The 16,964-nt window shown below is 58.7% G+C and carries 13 protein-coding genes; 5 read left to right on the top strand and 8 right to left on the bottom strand.

The genetic code is table 11. The annotated features are described in order from the left end of the window. Positions 1-294: 294 nt before the first annotated feature. Positions 295-1,215: a LysR family transcriptional regulator gene (locus BMI91_RS05330; RefSeq protein ID WP_078604197.1), complete on the bottom strand. Its 921-nt coding sequence runs from the start codon at positions 1,213-1,215 to the stop codon at positions 295-297. 283 nt (positions 1,216-1,498) lie between these two features. Between BMI91_RS05330 and BMI91_RS05325 the strand changes: the two genes are divergently transcribed. The 4 genes from BMI91_RS05325 to benD are packed head-to-tail and all read left to right on the top strand — an operon-like array spanning position 1,499 to position 5,189. Further along, entirely contained in the window at positions 1,499-2,851 is a 1,353-nt protein-coding gene (locus BMI91_RS05325) for a Rieske 2Fe-2S domain-containing protein (protein ID WP_078604196.1), read from the top strand. After that, positions 2,848-3,348, top strand: coding sequence for a benzoate 1,2-dioxygenase small subunit (gene benB / locus BMI91_RS05320; protein WP_078604195.1), 501 nt, complete (start codon positions 2,848-2,850; stop codon positions 3,346-3,348). Before BMI91_RS05325 ends, benB begins: the two co-directional genes overlap by 4 nt. 12 nt (positions 3,349-3,360) lie before the next feature. Beyond that, positions 3,361-4,392 carry a benzoate 1,2-dioxygenase electron transfer component BenC gene (gene benC / locus BMI91_RS05315; protein WP_078604194.1) on the top strand — a complete coding sequence of 344 codons (1,032 nt, stop codon included), beginning with the start codon at positions 3,361-3,363 and terminating at the stop codon, positions 4,390-4,392. Continuing rightward, entirely contained in the window at positions 4,389-5,189 is an 801-nt protein-coding gene (gene benD, locus BMI91_RS05310) for a benzoate diol dehydrogenase BenD (RefSeq protein ID WP_078545559.1), read from the top strand. Before benC ends, benD begins: the two co-directional genes overlap by 4 nt. A gap of 433 nt (positions 5,190-5,622) precedes the next feature. Here benD and BMI91_RS05305 read toward each other — a convergent pair whose 3' ends face one another. From BMI91_RS05305 to BMI91_RS05285, 6 genes are all read right to left on the bottom strand, one after another. Continuing rightward, positions 5,623-5,832: a hypothetical protein gene (locus tag BMI91_RS05305; RefSeq protein ID WP_078545561.1), complete on the bottom strand. Its 210-nt coding sequence runs from the start codon at positions 5,830-5,832 to the stop codon at positions 5,623-5,625. A gap of 152 nt (positions 5,833-5,984) precedes the next feature. Further along, positions 5,985-11,099: a RecQ family ATP-dependent DNA helicase gene (locus BMI91_RS05300; protein ID WP_078604192.1), complete on the bottom strand. Its 5,115-nt coding sequence runs from the start codon at positions 11,097-11,099 to the stop codon at positions 5,985-5,987. A gap of 392 nt (positions 11,100-11,491) precedes the next feature. Further along, a complete protein-coding gene (locus BMI91_RS19795; RefSeq protein ID WP_146684013.1) occupies positions 11,492-12,259 on the bottom strand; it encodes a GIY-YIG nuclease family protein in 768 nt (255 codons plus the stop codon). Continuing rightward, positions 12,256-12,993, bottom strand: coding sequence for a metallophosphoesterase (locus tag BMI91_RS05295; protein WP_078604191.1), 738 nt, complete (start codon positions 12,991-12,993; stop codon positions 12,256-12,258). Before BMI91_RS05295 ends, BMI91_RS19795 begins: the two co-directional genes overlap by 4 nt. A gap of 2 nt (positions 12,994-12,995) precedes the next feature. Further along, on the bottom strand, positions 12,996-13,553 hold the full coding sequence (locus BMI91_RS05290) for a DUF6634 family protein (protein WP_078604190.1): 558 nt from the start codon (positions 13,551-13,553) through the stop codon (positions 12,996-12,998). Between the two features lie 1,576 nt (positions 13,554-15,129). Continuing rightward, complete coding sequence (locus BMI91_RS05285; RefSeq protein ID WP_078599779.1) at positions 15,130-15,426, bottom strand: hypothetical protein; 297 nt, start codon at positions 15,424-15,426, stop codon at positions 15,130-15,132. A 233-nt stretch (positions 15,427-15,659) separates the two neighbouring features. Here BMI91_RS05285 and BMI91_RS05280 point away from each other — a divergent pair, with 233 nt between their 5' ends. Continuing rightward, positions 15,660-16,565: a helix-turn-helix domain-containing protein gene (locus BMI91_RS05280; protein ID WP_078604189.1), complete on the top strand. Its 906-nt coding sequence runs from the start codon at positions 15,660-15,662 to the stop codon at positions 16,563-16,565. 44 nt (positions 16,566-16,609) lie between these two features. Here the strand turns inward: BMI91_RS05280 and BMI91_RS05275 are convergent, their stop codons facing one another. Continuing rightward, on the bottom strand, positions 16,610-16,963 hold the full coding sequence (locus BMI91_RS05275; protein ID WP_078545575.1) for a hypothetical protein: 354 nt from the start codon (positions 16,961-16,963) through the stop codon (positions 16,610-16,612). Position 16,964 lies beyond the last annotated feature (1 nt).

Below are 16,964 nucleotides of genomic sequence, written 5' to 3'. Positions count from 1 at the left end.
TTCCCTGCTTTTGAGCTGAATTGGTCGTCTCGGCAAAGAAGCTTTCCTCCAGGGGTATGGCTTGCGTCCTTTTGCCGACCCACTCGGTTCGATTTTTGGTAAATCCGGCCCCCCCATCTTTCCCACAGCGCGTATCCTTCGGCGGGGATGTTTTCGATCCGGCAGATCGCTCAGGCACGAAGAGCGTATCGCGAGAAAGGTCATGCCCCGACGGTCGTGTTCCTTCCTCTGACACGTGCTTCATAGGGCCACGCAGTGCGTGGCTCGCTTAGAATGAAACTGCTCCGCAAGGGGTCAGGGCTCGCGCAGGCCCTCCGGCACGGCGTAACCCCAGTCGGGATACATTTCGCAGATGACTTCCTTCATCAGGCAGATGGGCGGCGAGGTGTCTCCTTGCCGGTAATTCATGAAGATTGGCGAAGTGGGGTGTTCCTCGATGGGACGATAGCAGATGCCTTCCATCCGGAGCCTGTCCAGAGAAGCAGGCACGACCGCGATACCCTCCTCGGCCGCGACGAGGCCGAGGGCGATGTGCAATTCGCGGGCCTCATGGGCGATCATCGGCGTCAATCCGTGGTCGTGGAAGACGGTCAGAACCTGATCGGCGTAGCTCGGGCGCGGCTTGCTCGGGTAAAGGATCTGCGGCTCTTCGGCGACCCGCGACAGGGGCAGCGGCGCGTCGGTTCCGGCCAGGTTATGCGTGATCGGAAGGGCGACGATCATTTGTTCTTCACGCAGCAGAACGCGCCGGATGTCAGTGTCCTCGAACCGCTGGGTGCCAAAACCCGCGTCGATCCTTCCTTCCTTCAAGGCGTTGATTTGTTCAAGGCTGCTCATCTCGACGAGATGCACTTCGATATCGCTGGCTTTCTTGCGAAAACCTCGGATCAGTGCTGGAAATCGACCATACATCGTCGAGGCGACGAAGCCGAAGACCACGCTGCGCTTGGCGCTCTTGATCGTTCGCGTCATCATCACCTTCGTCGCTTCGGCATGGCCGAGTATCTGTTCGGCCTGCTTCAGGAACAGACGCCCAGCCGGGCTCAGGCGCAACGGACGCACCGAGCGGTCGATCAGCTCCGCGCCCATCTCCGCCTCGAGCATCTGAATCTGCCGGCTCAGAGGAGGCTGTGCCATGTTGAGTGTGTTCGCCGCACGCGAGAAGCTCCTCTCCCGCGCCACCGCCACGAAATAGCGGAGCTGCCGCATTTCCATACTATACCCTCCCGGCATAAAGGCAGACTTACTTGGTCTTGGCCAAACGCCTCTCACTTTGTCAGTTTAGCCGAAGCTTGATTGAGCCGGGTAGAGGAGGACGCTACCCGTCGGGAGGTATCGCTCGATACCTATTAGGTCTGAAGAGCCGCGAGATGGCTCCGAAACCCGGTTTTTCGGGAACTACCTTTTGCACCCTGACGGTCGGTCTCCCAGCCGCTCGGCCCGACGATCCAGCCAAGACCCTGCCGTTGCAGGAACGCGCCAGATTGGAGGAGGACCTATGGCAAACGACCTGAAATCCCGTATCGAGAACGCGGTGATCGAGAACCCAGAGACCGGTATTCACCGCTGTCGCCGCGACATCTTCACCGATGAAGAGATGTTCGAACTCGAGATGAAGCATATCTTCGAGGGTAACTGGGTTTATCTCGCTCATGAGAGCCAGATTCCGCAGAACAACGACTACTTTACCACCTGGATCGGGCGGGTGCCGATCATCATCACCCGCGACAAGGAAGGTGAGTTGCACGCCGTGGTCAACGCCTGCGCGCATCGCGGCGCCACGCTCTGCCGTCGCAAGCATGGCAACAAGTCGAGTTTCACCTGCCAGTTTCATGGCTGGACCTTCAACAACGCGGGCAAGCTGCTGAAGGTGAAAGACGGGAAGACCGGCGCCTATCCCGAAGCCTTCAACCGGGATGGCTCGCATAACCTCAAGAAGGTTGCGAAATTCGCCAGCTACAAGGGCTTCCTCTTCGGGTCGCTGAACCCCGACGTGGCGGACTTGGAAAAGCATCTTGGCGAAACCCGCGTCATCATCGATCAGATCGTCGATCAGGCACCTGAGGGGCTCGAGGTTCTGCGCGGAAATTCCAGCTACACGTTCGACGGGAACTGGAAGCTGCAGATGGAGAACGGCGCAGACGGCTATCACGTCAGCTCGGTTCACTGGAACTATTCCGCCACGATGGGGCACCGCAAGGAAGAGGGCACCAAGGCCGTCGATGCCAATGGTTGGTCGAAATCCACGGGTGGTGTCTACGGCTTCGAGCAGGGGCATATCCTTTTGTGGACCCGGACACTGAATCCGGAAGTGCGCCCGATCTGGAATCACAAGGACGCGCTGGCCGCACGCCTGGGCGAGGAGAAGACGAGCTTCATCGTCAACCAGACGCGAAATCTCGGCCTCTATCCCAATGTCTACCTTATGGATCAGTTCTCGACCCAGATCCGGGTGGTGCGTCCGATCTCCGTCGATAAGACCGAGATCACGATCTACTGCTTCGCCCCCGTCGGCGAGCCGCCGGAAGAGCGCGCGCTGCGCCTGCGGCAATACGAGGACTTCTTCAACGTTTCAGGAATGGGCACGCCCGACGATCTGGAAGAATTCCGCGCGTGCCAAGAGGCCTACGCCGCCGCGGATGGCGTTTGGAACGACCTGAGCCGCGGAGCCACCCGCTGGGAGAATGGCCCAGATGAAAACGCCAAGGCGATGGGAATGAACCCGATCCTCAGCGCAGAGCGTGCCGAAGATGAAGGGCTTTTCGTTCGTCAGCACGAATTCTGGGCCGAGACTCTTCTGAAGGCGCTTGAGGCAGAAAAGGCACAGAGCCGCGTGGAGGAACTGGCATGAACGCGCCTTTGGCAAATGATCTGACCGCACTTACGCAGTTTCTCTATCGCGAAGCGCGCTTGCTCGATGATCGGGAATGGGATCGCTGGCTCGAATGTTACGCGCCCGAGGCGAGCTTCTGGATGCCGTCCTGGGACGATGACGATCAGCTGATCGAGGACCCGCAAAGCCAAGTCTCCCTGATCTATTACCCCGATCGGGCCGGGCTCGAGGACCGGGTTTTTCGGATCAAGACCGAACGCTCCGGCGCGACGATGCCTGAGCCGCGCACCAATCATATGATCAGCAATGTCGAAATTCTCGAGCGGCGCGAAACGGAGATCGATCTGCGGTTCAACTGGCACACGCTGAGCCACCGCTACAAGACGACGACGAGCTTTTTCGGAACGTCTTTCTATACGGTGGATCTGTCGGGCGACACGCCGCTGATTGCCGCCAAGAAAGTGATCCTGAAGGACGATTACATCCATCAGGTCATCGACGTCTATCATGTGTGATCGGAGGCAATCATGAGCTATCGCGTAGCGCTCAATTTCGAAGATGGCGTGACCCGTGTCATCGAGGTCAAGCCGATGGAAACGGTGATGGACGCAGCCTATCGCCAGAAGGTGAATCTGCCGGTCGACTGTTCGGACGGGGTTTGCGGCACCTGCAAGTGCCGTTGCGAGCAGGGAGTTTTCGATCTCGGGGATGATTTCCTCGAGGAAGCCTTGTCGGAAGACGAGGCGCAGGAGGGGTATGTTCTCTCCTGCCAGATGGTGCCCTCGGGGGATTGCATCGTCTCGGTCCCGGTGCCCTCGTCGAGCTGCAAGCTGACCCCTGCGGAGTTCGCGGTCGAGGTGAGCACGCTCGACCGTGTATCGCCGACGACGATCCGGCTGGGGTTGACGCTGCCTGACCCAGGGACACTCGACTTCCTGCCGGGGCAATACGTGAATATCGCTCTCCCGGATGGGCAAACCCGCTCCTATTCCTTCAGCTCGGCACCCGGTGCGTCCGAGGCGTCGTTCCTCATTCGCAACGTGCCCGGCGGGGCGATGAGCACGCATCTGACAGAGACAGTGACACTCGGAGAGAAGATGTCGTTCACAGGCCCTTATGGGAGCTTCTTCCTGCGGCAGGTTCAGCGCCCGGTGCTGATGCTGGCCGGTGGGACCGGCCTTGCGCCACTTTTGTCGATGCTCGAAGTTATGGCCGAGACCGGGGAAGTCTCGCAACCGGTTCACCTCGTCTACGGTGTGACGACGGATGACGATCTGGTGGAAGTTGCGCGGCTCGAGGCGCTGTCTCAGCGTTTGCCGAACCTGACATTCGCCTGCTGTGTGGCCGATGAGTCCAGTGTCCATCCGCAGAAAGGTTATGTCACCCATCACCTAAGCGATGCGGATCTGCGTGACGGCGATTTGGACGTCTATCTTTGCGGGCCACCTGCGATGGTGGAGGCGGTGCGCAACTTCCTCGCGGAGAAGGACATCGTGCCGGCGAGCTTCCATTACGAGAAGTTTACGCCCGCGGATATCAGCACCTCGGAGGCCGCATGAGCGCAACGGATCATTTCCCGGGGCGCTTTGCGGGGCAGGTCATGGTCGTGACCGGAGCGGCGCAAGGCATCGGTCTTGGCGTGGCCGCCCGAGCCTGTGCGGAAGGGGCGGATGTGCTTCTTGCGGACCGGGCGGAGTTTGTCTCCGAGGTTGCGGCTGAAATCAACGCTGCGGGTCCAGGCCGGGCAAAAGCGGTGGTGGCCGATCTTGAAACCTATGCGGGCGCCGAGGCGGTCATGGAGGGAGCGATAGATGCGTTCGGCGGGATCGACATCCTCGTGACGGGTGTCGGGGGCGCAATCCGGATGCGGCCTTACGCAGAGTTCGAGCCTGCGCAGATCAAGGCCGAGATTCAGCGGTCCTTGATGCCAACGCTTTGGTCCTGCCATGCGGTCCTGCCGTATCTGCGCGCGCGGGGTGGGGGCGTCATCGTGAATGTCTCCAGCAACGCCACGCGCGGCATCCATCGCGTGCCTTATTCGGCGGCCAAGGGAGGGGTGAATGCGCTGACGGCCAGCCTCGCGATGGAAGTCGCGGGCGAAAATATCCGGGTCGTGGCCTCCGCTCCGGGGGGCACGGAAGCGCCGCCTCGCCGTATCCCGCGTAATGCCAAAGGCGATACCGAGGCTGAGCAAGGCTGGATGGCGGAGGCGGTCGAGCAGGTTAAAAGCTCGACCATGATGGGGCGCTACGGTTCACTCGATGAGCAGGTTGCGCCGATTCTCTTCCTTGCGTCACGAGAGGCGTCCTACATCACCGGCAGCACTCTGGTGGTTGCAGGTGGTGATACCGGGTGATTCATCGTTTCTCTCGAGGCTGCGGGCTCCTGCTCGCGGCCTTCCTGCGGCGATACGACGACAATGCCGTTCGGCCACATTGTTCTTTGAGTAACCAACCAGCTGATCACCTTGCCGGTGACTAGACTGCGCCAAACCCGGGCTGCTCGTTTTGCTGTATTTCATAAACCCCGCTTTCAAAACATATCAATGACTTACGGCGGAGTGGGGGTGCTCGATAAATGGTATCCACAGCGCGAACCGCGCACCTCTATGCGGTTTATCGAGCACCTGCACGCGCTGTGCTTTGCCTGCTCGATAATATGCATTTCGGGTGTCATGTGTCGTTTATCGAGCACCGAAGCCGACTGACAGCAGCTATTGCGACGGCTCGCGACTTCGGGCAACTGAGGTGTCAGATGCCCGTCCATCTCTGACCTTGCCGCGCGAAACTTTACTCGCCGGCGTCGTCATCACCGACTTCGAAGTAGGCATCGTCGGAGATCGGTTGGCTCTTGAGCCATTGCACTTCTTCCTCGGTGAGGCCACCAAAATCAGCCGCGAGACGCTTGTAGTCGCGAGCGCGTTCAATCAAAACAGGAATGATCGCCGCCGCGCCAAAAGCGAGGAACCCGAGCATTCCGACGATTTCATGTGCGCCCATGGCGACCTCCATTGAAGGCGTCAATCTCATAGAGAAAGTCCGGAAAAGTCAAATTTTCCGGACTTTGGCTCTGGCGAGAGAGCGTCCGGAAATAGCCTCTCGGCAGCATGGCCTCCCTGTCTGCTGAGGGGCAGTATAGCCGTTGCGGTGAATTAATTCGCCTCAAACACCAGTTCCGGTATCACCACCTCCCAAGCATCGCGCTTCAGCATATGGTGAAAGGCCTCGTCACCGTGTTCCTTCCGCCAGCGTAGAATTGCGGCGATTTCGCCTCGGGCAAAACGGGTATTCGGCGGCGGAACAAAACTCTTCGACATTCGACCGAGGCTGCGGCCCTGAGCATCCTTTAGATACCAGCGATCATTCTCCAGCGTCAGGGAGATCGCGTTTCCAACATTCGCTTCAAGGATTGCACGCAGGGCGGGGTGACCTGCGCGTTGTCGGCCCGCGAAGGATAGATCGACCATCCGCATCTCTGCCGACTGATAGTAGCGCCGCGGGCCCGGGAAAGCTGTTAAATCCGGATTTGCTGTCCGGCTGACGATAGAGATCGACTGGGCGGGTAGATATTCATGATTGTCGTTGCTCATGACGATCAGGTTGCGGCGGGCTCGCGTCATGGCGACGTAGAACAGGCGGCGCGGCGCATCCTGATCTTCGTTGCGCGAGGGGCGTTCCCACCCACCATCGAGAATGACAACATCGTCGAATTCGAGCCCCTTGGCCCGATGCGCTGTCAGGAGCTTGAGACCGCGTTGTTCGCCCCAGGCCTCGCGTGACCATTCGGCGAACCACTCGATCACATCCGGTGCCGGTAGGTTTCGGCCATCCACTTCTCGCGCGAGCAGGCCAAGACCCTCGCCGATGCGATCGGTCCAGCGCGAGGACGGGATCGCATTGAGAATTTCGGTGAGATCGCCCAGCGAGACGACGCGCCCATGGTCCGCGCGAAGCGCCTCTATGAAGCTCTGCATCTCGCGCATGCGCCACAGTCCGGGCAGCTTTTCGTTCGCGAACTCGACCGGAATGCCGAGCGCTTCCGCAAAGTCGCGCACTGGCGCGAGTTTGCGCCAGTCTCGCGAGATGATTGCGGCCCGCGACCATGTCCAGTCCGGGATCAATTGCGACAGGCGCACCATTTCCTCGAGCGCCGCCATCGCCTGTGCGTCATTTCCTGCCGGGCAACTCAGGATCTGCACACGTCCCTGTGCCACGGGATCCAGGCTCTCCATAACACCGCCGGGTGGGGCTTTGATCCGGTCTTTGTCGACCGTGATGTCGTGGCCGAGCTTCATTCGCTCGGAGGCCGCTTCGATCACGGCATTCGCGGCCGTGATGATATGTTGGCTCGAGCGATAGTTCTCGGTCAGGAAGAATGGCTTGGCGCTGTAGTCTTGCTCGAATTGTCGGATATGACGGATGGACGCACCGGCGAAGGAATAGATGTTCTGGTCGTCATCGCCGACGGCAAAAAGGCTGATCCGCAGATCCGGGTCCTCTAAGCTCCGCCCGGCCACGGCTGAGATCAGTGCATATTCTTCCGGGCCGACATCCTGATACTCATCGACGAGTATCCAGCGGTAGCCTTGAATGAGCGTGTCGCGCAGCGCCTCTGCTTCGACCTTGTCCAGTCCGTCACCGCGAAGCAAGCGCACCGCATCCATCAGGAGCGTGTCGAAGTCTTGGCCCTCCGCACTGGCGCGGCCGGCAAAGCTTGCGCCGACGAGCCGCATTGCGAGCGCATGAATGGTGGAGACGGTCACGAAACGCGCATCGTCGCCTATGAGGCGACGAAGCCGTTCACGGATTTCCGCAGCGGCGTGTCGGTTATAGGCGAGAACGAGAATTCCACTTGGATCCTCGCGTTTGATTTTCACTAGATACGCGATGCGATGAACGAGCACGCGGGTCTTGCCCGAACCTGGTCCGGCAAGAACCAGCACATTCGTCTGTTCGCGTTCGTCCTGAACGATTTTTTCCTGCGTGCTGTTGCCCAGGTCTTCAACGATCTGCTTCCAGACCTCGCCGGTGGCTTGCCGCCGAAATTCGGTCCCGCGCCCGGGCATCCAGCGGCGCATGAACGCGTCGCGATCGAGCACGAAGTAATCGGCCGCCAACCGTTCTGCATCATTGATGCCATTGAGACCTTTCTCGCCATAGGCAGCCATCACATGCGTCTGGATAGTCTGTTCGGTGTAATGATCCTCCAGTGGGGCGAAGTGCTGCGTCGTGAATTGACCGCCCTTCGGATTGAGATGCAGGGATATGGCGGGACGGAAGACGGATAGCCCTTTGCCCAAAGCCACGACCTGCTGCTCGTGCAACCAGAGCAAGGCGCGATCCATCAGCTTGTTCGGATCGTTGACGGAGCTGCGCAGCATCGCATCTCCGGTGATGGCGCTGAGCAACGCGCCCAAGGTGGTTTCGACGGCGATGTCTTTCCCGCGCAACCCCTTCTGAACGCGACCGACGAGATGCTCGAGAAGGCGTTCCGCACCGAGTCTGCGTAATTCTGCAGTCTTCTCGATCACGGACCATGAGCGCTGCAGCCGCACGAACAGACTCGAACGCGAGGCTTTGCGCAAATGAAGGTTGCCCCGCCCGCCTTCCATGTCGCGCCCGTCTTGCGCCATCCCGCGCAACAGGCTTTCGACAACGTCCGGCCGCACCGTGCCGTGGCCCTTCTCCCGCAGTGCCTGACTCGTCGCGGCAAGATTGAATGCCGATGGTTCGCCATTATCGGCATCGGGTGCGTCTTCGCGCATCTGCGCGATCAGGTCGCGCTCCAACCGCGCTGCAGCTTCGAAGCGTGCGCGTGAAGACGATGCGCCGCCAATATGTATATGGATCGTGATGTTCGTATCGTTGTTGGCGATCCCGAGCGCTTCGAGATCTGTCATCGCCTTTCGCAGTGCCGGCCCTGTGAGGCCGCTTGCACCGCTTAGCTGATCGGTCGAGATACCCTCATCCGCTGGCGCGTTGATGATATGCTGAACGATGCTCAGAAGTTGCTTCTTGCGATTTCCGGTTATCTCCGCAGCATCGAGGATCCTGCGCACCTGATCGACGCTTCGCACGAGAAGCGAAGCAGGGAAGACCTGAACGCGGTTTTCTTCCCGCCGGAGAAGTGTCGCCTCTTCTAGCCAGGCCACGGCCGTTTTTACGCGGGTATCTTCGGTTGCGCTGTCCCGCTGGAATTCCCGGTCCTTTTCCTCGTGGACGATCTCGCCTGGGGTGGCGATGACTTCGCCCTTTTTACCCGATCGGACATCGAGCCTTCGGACAGCTTTCAGGATCGCTCCGATTTCGTGACGGGCGAGGCGAGAGCGAGCGCTCAGATTGAACTGCCGGTCGACATCTTCCGAATTGAATAGGAGGACACATTTCGCAGGATCCCGATCTCGTCCCGCACGCCCGGCTTCTTGCAGGTAATTCTCCAGAGAACCCGGCACATCGCCATGCACGACGAGTCGGATGTCGGGTTTGTCGATGCCCATTCCGAAGGCGTTGGTGGCGGCGATCACACGCAACTCACCCACTCGGAACGCTTCCTGGATTTCACGCTTCTCATCGGCGGTAAGCCCCGCATGATAGCGTTCCGCCGCAAGCCCCTGCTGTCGCAGAAATTCCGCCACACGTTCGGTGGAGTTTCGAGTGGCACAATAAACAACAGCCCCTGAAACCCCGCTTGCCGGTAAATCTTCTTCGAGCGCAGTAAGGATATCGGCCAGCTTCGTCTGCCTCTGAGTTGGCAACACGCTGAAGCTCAGGTTCGTCCGTGATGCGCCACCGTCCAGCAGAGTGAGCTTGCACCCGAGGCGCGTGCTGAAATGCTCGCGAATGTCATGGACGACGTCGGGTTTCGCCGTGGCGGTCAGGCAGAGAACGGGGGCTATGTCTTCGCCCGAACTTTCCTTGATGAAGCGACTGACATAGCGGTAGTCCGGCCGGAAATCATGCCCCCATTTGGATACGCAATGTGCCTCGTCGAGAACCCAGAGGCCGACCTCGCGCTGGGCGAGCACGGAGCGGACCGAGGTGCTGCGCAACTGCTCGGGCGAAATCAGCAAGATCGCAGCCTCGCCGAGACGCACCTTGTCCAAGGCGTCTTGCCGTTCGGGAAGCGAAAGCAGGCCGTTTATAGTGACCGCCGTGGAAATTCCGGCGCGTGCAAGGCCCTGGACCTGATCCGCCATGAGCGCGACCAGAGGGGAGATGACGACGGTCAGCGCCCCGGTCTTGTCGAAGCGCGAAAGGGCAGGGATCTGATAGCAGATGGATTTTCCCGTGCCGGTCGGAAGTATCCCAAGAAGGCTTTCGCGTCGCATTGCAGTTTCGACGATGCGTTCCTGAAGGGGGCGCCCGAATTCGTCGACAGGCTCCGGACGAAAACTCTCAAAGCCGAACCAGCGGCTCAGTGCTTGCTTGGGGTCGTTGTGAGCCGCGCAATATTGGCAGGCAGTGTCGCCGCATCTCGTGTCGCGCAAGGTGCGAACGATCCGCGCGGCGTCGCGGAACTGCGCGCGGACCCAAGGGGGCATCACGGAGTCACCGCCGGCAACCGAGATCCAGGACAGTGCATAAGCCAGGGGCCAGCTGAGCGCGCTATCGTCGAGATCGTTCAGGACTTCCTTCCGCTGCGCTGCGCAGGATGACGCCTCAAGCAGGCGTTCGATCGCGTTGCGGGCCGTTGCTATATCGGGCATCGGCGCGCCTCGAATTGCTGTGAAGAGCCGATCGAACCCATCGCTCCGGGGCATCCGGCTACAGAGATAGTGGTAGGCGACCAAGGCGTCTGGAGATCGCCGCCCGATCTCCGCGAAGGCGCCGATTTGATTGCTCAAGACTTCTAAGACGAGCCTCGCGTCGAACTCGGGATCATTCACATGACCGCTCTGCAATCGTCCGTCCTGATAATGCTTCACTAGGTGGTGGTAGGGATTACGTGGAAAAGCGAGCGGGTTAAGCCAAAGCGTGTCTATTGGAGCTTGGGCGAGACGCGCGAGGCGAGGCGATGCCGCCATCAAATGGGGCAGGTCGTGGCGCAGGATATTATGTCCGATCACGTGGTCGAAGTCGGCGCAGAATTCCTCGAGTCTGGGTAAACCGGACTCAAGTCGGGACCCCAAGATGAGAGCCTCGCTACCGATGACGGCGCTGGCCGCTGCAAGCGAAAATATGCGAGCCGTCGATGGGTCGACCTCTAGGTCGATTGCCACACATCGTTCCAGAAATACTGAACCTGTCTTGTCGGTGCCCCAATGCATGCCCGGATGGGATCCGTCTTTTACACATTAATGTGACGACCCTATCCTCTTTAGGAGGAAAGGAAAGATGTTCGCACTTTTTTCGTGGTGTCTCACAATTGAAGGTTCACTCATCTGCGTGGGAGCCCGGTTGGCGGCAAGACACCGACGCTAGTGTCTGGGCAGAGAAGCGACCTCAACCAACCCGATCAGAAGGTGCAACGAGTAGGCTATATTGTGCCAGATTCTGTTCAACCGATCGGAGAGCAGCTCAGCACGAAGCCGATCGAACGACGGAGGAAGCTTGTCCAGCGGCCCGGAGAGCCGCCGCACTGATGGCTAAAAGACAGCTGTGCGCCGACAATCAAACTGAAAAGACTCAGCAGGTTTTTCGAGTGCCAGTTCCATCTGATTTATCGTGCGCTCGATCGTTGTCGGGCAAGTTGATCTAGGAAGTATTGGCGATATGCGGAAGGTTCATCGAATGGTTCCAGATAATTTTCTGTTAAGGCGCTAACGATGCTTGGTGCCCAAATGCTTCTTTTATCTTTGGTGATGTCCGGAATTTCACCCCTATTGATTGTCCATAGACGGTAGGTGTATTCAAACCGGCTTATTTTGTGAGGTTCTGGTTGCAGAGTCATGAATTTGGAAAGAACATGTTGGGCAAAGGAAATCGGAAGTTTGTAGGATGAGTTTTTCGGGTCTTTCCATGCAAAATAAGGTAAAGGGTCTCGGTGTTTCTGATTTGAGAGCTTGATTGGTAGGTTGTTGTAGGCGCATATTGTACTTAATGCGCGTATGCACAGCTTTTCTGCCAATATGCAAAGTTGGTAATATTGTCCTTCTTCTCGAATTGAAACGTTATCCTCATTTAAAAAAATCACCTCCGTTCCAAATCCTTGTTCTCTAATGCTTTGCGGTACTCTTTGCTTTAGATTTCTTGCTCTGCCACAGTAAATTGACCCCCTTCCAAATGGTTCTACTTCACGTATGGCATAAACTCCGGGTTTGGGGGGGATAAGATGCTTATTTTTTGCGTCAACTGCGTAGACCCTTCCCGTGGAATTGAAATGGATGCCTCCCGGAAAAAGTAAGGGGTAGTCGCTCTCTGGTAGAAAGCCGCTGAACGGTTCTGAGTCGGAGAAAGTGCCCCAATCGAATACGTGTGTTCCTGTCATTTTGGATATCCTTTCGAAACATTCTTCAGCTGCGTGCGCCCAACCTGAAATTCCGCAGCATGGTGGGTATGGCCGAAAAGCCATTTCTCGGGCTGGTATTCCTCGATGAGCGCAGTCAGGTCTGAAGCGTAGCACCAAGGCAGCGGCGCGCCCGGAGGGAGTGCAGCCGGGTGCGGGGCATGATGCGTGACGACGACGGTTTCGCCATCGAAGGGGGTCGCCAATTGCCCTCGCAGCCAATCGAGATGTTCATGGTGCTTCGCGATGGTGTCGGCTGGCCGCGCCTTGCGGTAGCCGCTTCCTGCGACGCGAATATAGCGATAGTCATTCATCACCCAGTCGCTGCGGGACGACTTTTCCGCAACGCTTCCCGGTCCGAGCGCGAAGTCAGTCCAGAGCGTGGCGCAGAGAAATCGTGTGCGCTCATGGATAAGCACACGTTTTTGCGCGAGATGCGCGCCGGCTTCATGCGCGAGATCCGCGAGGCGGTCGTCGCCATCGAGCCGAAAATCGTAGTAGTCATGATTGCCCGGGATGATATGAACCCGATCGAGGTCGACGTGTTGGCTGATCAGCGCCAGGGCTCGTTTCCAACGGATCTTAGGCTTGTTGGCGAGGTCGCCAGCTATGATGAGAAGCTCAGCGTGCTCGAGCTCAAGGTCGTCGAATGGGTTGCGGTTTTTCTGCATCCAGAGATCGAGATGCAAGTCTCCTAGAATTAGCACGTCGGGCATGATCAGGAGCTCCGATCAGCGCGCAGGAGCTTTGCGCTCGCAGAAAGGCGTCCATCTTTTTGCAGGGTTTTCAGGAAACTTGGATCGTATAAGCCCAAGCGATAGAAGCGGTTACAACTTCGAGCCCAGCCCGCCTTCGGCTGGAGATTCATGAGAGGCGAAGTTCGAACCCGCGCACCCTCACGCAGGTGCGGGTGGCCGGAGACCCGCCCGACAAGCAGGGGCACGTCGTCTTCGACTATCGGGCACCACGACTCTAAGAGAGGCGCGGCTGATTGCTCCCCGTTCGCTAGGTTATCCCCGATTGCGGGTGCCAGGTTACTGAGCGCGATCACCCATTTTATAAAGAGTGTGGCGTCGAAGGTTTCGTCTGCGCTCGATCCGCCTTGTCCGCCAAGGGCGCGATCGGCGAGATAGGTCTGCAGGAGCGGAGCAAGCGCGGGATGTTCTCGAATGCGTTGTTGCGCGCTGCCGAGATCGATCATTGCAATCGGCGTGACCGGGAGAATACCTTCAATGATCTCAAGATAAGGTTGGAGCGGGCTTGTTTCGTGAACCATTTGCTTCTTTCCTTTGCTTCGAGCCAAGCGCCCAACTGGACCATGGGCATGCGTCAGCCGTGCCCGGACAGGCGTTTGTCCGAGTGAGTTTCAATAACGAAGGGCGCAGGCCGACAGCGTGTCGACCCGGGTGCCGGGTGTGAATATTCAATATCTAGTTCGGAGCGCGTCCTTCGAGGAGGACGCGGGCCGCTAAAGCGGCGTGGTTAGGCCTGTTTGCATCGGGCTGCCTCTAACGACTAGGGAGTGAATCTTTCCCGTTCAAGCATATCCCATGACGTGGAGGAAGGCTAGGAGGATTTCGATTAAGCGCCTGTTTTCGCACGGATTTTTTAGGCTTTTTTTCGCACCGCACGTCGTTGGCCGTGGGGTGGGCATTGTTCCTTGAAAAATAGGAATATCTTCGCGCTGGGCCGGGATTTGGCCGATGATTTTCGCATCGCCTGCACTCGAGCCGCATGCTGGGGCGCGGGGTCTGATACCACGAGCCAAACTCTAAATCCGGACATTGCGTGTCATCAAACGTGGGAAATGCACGATCGCTTCTCTCCGATCGATCCTTGATTCGCGCTGGCAAATAGCAGGCGATTTCCGAACGAGTTCTAGGCCCTCGCGAGCGGAAATGGGCGCACTAAGGCCGAGATGCATAGGCGCTCAGAGGTCTGCCCTGGACTGCTATCAGATCCCGGTGGTTCGGCTCAAAAAAATATACATGACATGCGCCGGTGCCGAAACAGGAGGCCTATGCCCAAGATGGCTTGCCCAAGTAGACCGCCCGCCTCCGGCGGCCACCGATCTCCGCGCTGTTGTCGCGATCGTTTTTCGCACCGGGCCTCAAGCCAGCCAATCATCTCGCAGCGCAAGACCTTAAGTAGATTCCGTCCGCTTGGCCGGCAGCTGAAAAGCCGGGTTGAGCCTGGGATGTTATCAATTGATCTCCATCGATTGCCGGGCTCTCGCCTGCCATTACGCCTTGCAACTTCCAAAGACGCTCGGCGCGGAGCCTGAACCGTGACAAGGGGGGGATAGCAAACTGTGGCGCCGGCGAGGGCGAGAAAGATAGCCCGCGCAAGGGGGCAAGCCGCGCCCGTTCGCCGCCCGTTTTTCGCATGAGTATAGTGGGCAGGCTTTTTCGCACGGTGCGAGCGTGAATTTTCGGGCGGGTCACGGAGCCGACCGCCTCGATACGCACCGCCCGCCTTCGATATTTGCGTCCGGAGCGCGGTTGCTGAGTGTCATTGCACCTCTCGTCGCTTTGGGGCGATCGCTTGCGCCTGTCGAAGGCTCGCATTGTTTCTGGGGACGCCGGTCCCATTCTGTCGAGAGCATCGCCATGTTGCCTTCGCAAATCTTTTTCGCACGCGTTCGCGGATGTTCTCGATTTTCTGCATGCTTGGCGCTGCCGCCGGGGAATCAGACGATGCTTGTTTTGAATTTTTGGATTTTTGTGCATTTTCGCTTCATGTTTCTTAGCTAGAAGGCTTTTGGGGATTTTTGCCTTTCGCTTTTCGCATGACGGCTGAGCTGTTCGCTGCGTTCGGGATTCTTGCTGCATCGACAGGTGAGATAGTTAAACCTACCAAGGCTCTGGCGTATCGTCTTGATCGTCTGACGGGGAGGTCGCGTCACTTGGCTGTCCACGCAGGATCGCCCTTGCGCGGGCCAGAGGATCTTCGATCCGGCGCGCCTCGACGGCCGCGATCTCGTGTTCCAGTCTCTCGAAGATCGGTGCGTAGACTAGTTTTTCGAGCATCAGCTCGGCGACGCGCTGTCGGGCTTTCACGAGCCGCTCGAGAAGCTCTTCATCGGATTTGGTGAACCCAGTTGCGCGATGAGATTTTCGCCTATTTGGCGCAAAAGGACGCTGGGCCATGGCATGCATCTCCTGAGACCGCGCGAGCGAGGCTCGGCGGGAACGGGTAGGGTGATCCGGCGCGGATCTGGCGATGCGTTCAGTCTAAGTGCCGAGGCTGAAAAAAACGGGTTTTCGATTTTTTGTGAGGCAGAGAAAATTACGCGGACCCGTTTCTCGCTGCGTTTCGGGCGGGTTGCGCTTGGTCAGCTTTTCTTTCTATCTGTGTGCTTTGGATAGAAAGATTTTCGCACATGTCATTTTCCGAGCTCCTGAGAGCCGAACGCGCGGAGCGCAGGCTCACACAGGCCGAACTCGCCTCCCGCGCCAATATCAGCATCCCGACGGTGCGCGCTCTCGAGAGCGGGGCGGGCACGATCCTTTCGCTCGAGGCCATCTTGCCGATCCTTGGCTTGCGCTGGCGTGTTGCCAAGGCGGGTGAGCATATGGGACGCGCGCTCGCGGAGCGGCGGCGTGCGCGCGGTTTTTCGCAGCAGGCTCTCGCCCGCAAGATCGGCTGCAGCCGCGTAACGGTCATTGCCTTGGAAACGGAGTTTTCCGGACGGGTTGCGACGCTTGCCGCGGCCTTGCGGCTACTCCGCCTCCGCAACCCACTGGAACGGAGCGATCTCGCGAAAGGACGAGGGTTGGTGCCGCCTAAGAATGAGGCGGAACAGGACCGTGTCATGACCCCGCCTGATCTGGCCAAGGCAATCATCGATCATTTTTCGCATGCGATGGCCGGGCGAGTCCTCGATCCGTCGCGCGGGGAAGGGGCGTTCTTTGATCAGTTCCCGGATCACGTGGAGCGCCACTGGTGCGAGATCAGTGAGGGGCGCGACTTTCTGTCTTGGTCCGATCGCGTTGAGTGGGTGGTCACAAACCCACCCTGGTCCGAGCTTCGGACATTCACGCGACACGCGATGCGAGTCTCGGAAAATATCGTCTGGCTTGCGCCGCTTACGAACCTGACGACAAAGGCGCGGTTGCGGGATCTCGAAGAGGCCGGATTCGGAATTGCGGAATTGCTCTTCGTCGACACACCGAAGAGCTGGCCACAGAGCGGCTTTCAGATCGTCGCGGCCCATTTGAAGAAAGGGTATACCGGGCATTGGAAGGTAGCCCAGCTTCGAGAGGGAGGGGGCGCACAAGTTTCCTAGTGTCACCCGCAGTTTCTCTTCTGCCGACCTAGGTTCGAGCGCTTTCAGATCTCGTCCAGCTCGTCCAGCTCGTCCAGAGATCCCATATCTTGAGATCTGCCCCCCTGGGCCTCGCGCCATGGACGAATGTCGTAGACGTCGTGTCCTTCCTGAAGCTCGATCGATATGCCGCGTTCCAGAAGCCACGCTGTCGCAAATTTCATCAGCCGGGATTTACGTTCGCGGTCGCCCTCGACCCCATAGAGATGGAGATGGGCCAAGCCAGCCTCGCCATAATGGGCGCGGGCCGAGACGAAGAGGTTGAGGTCTGGATTGCCTGCTCGCAGCAGTGCCTCCAGCTCGCCGAGGATCCTTGAGCGTTGATCTCTCGCTCCCGCCAGTTCCTGATCGATAGACATA

It is taken from the genome of Thioclava sediminum, assembly GCF_002020355.1.
GTDB lineage: Bacteria > Pseudomonadota > Alphaproteobacteria > Rhodobacterales > Rhodobacteraceae > Thioclava > Thioclava sediminum.
The sequence above is the reverse complement of the archived record's forward strand: the minus strand, read 5'-3'. Positions and strand labels throughout refer to the sequence as shown.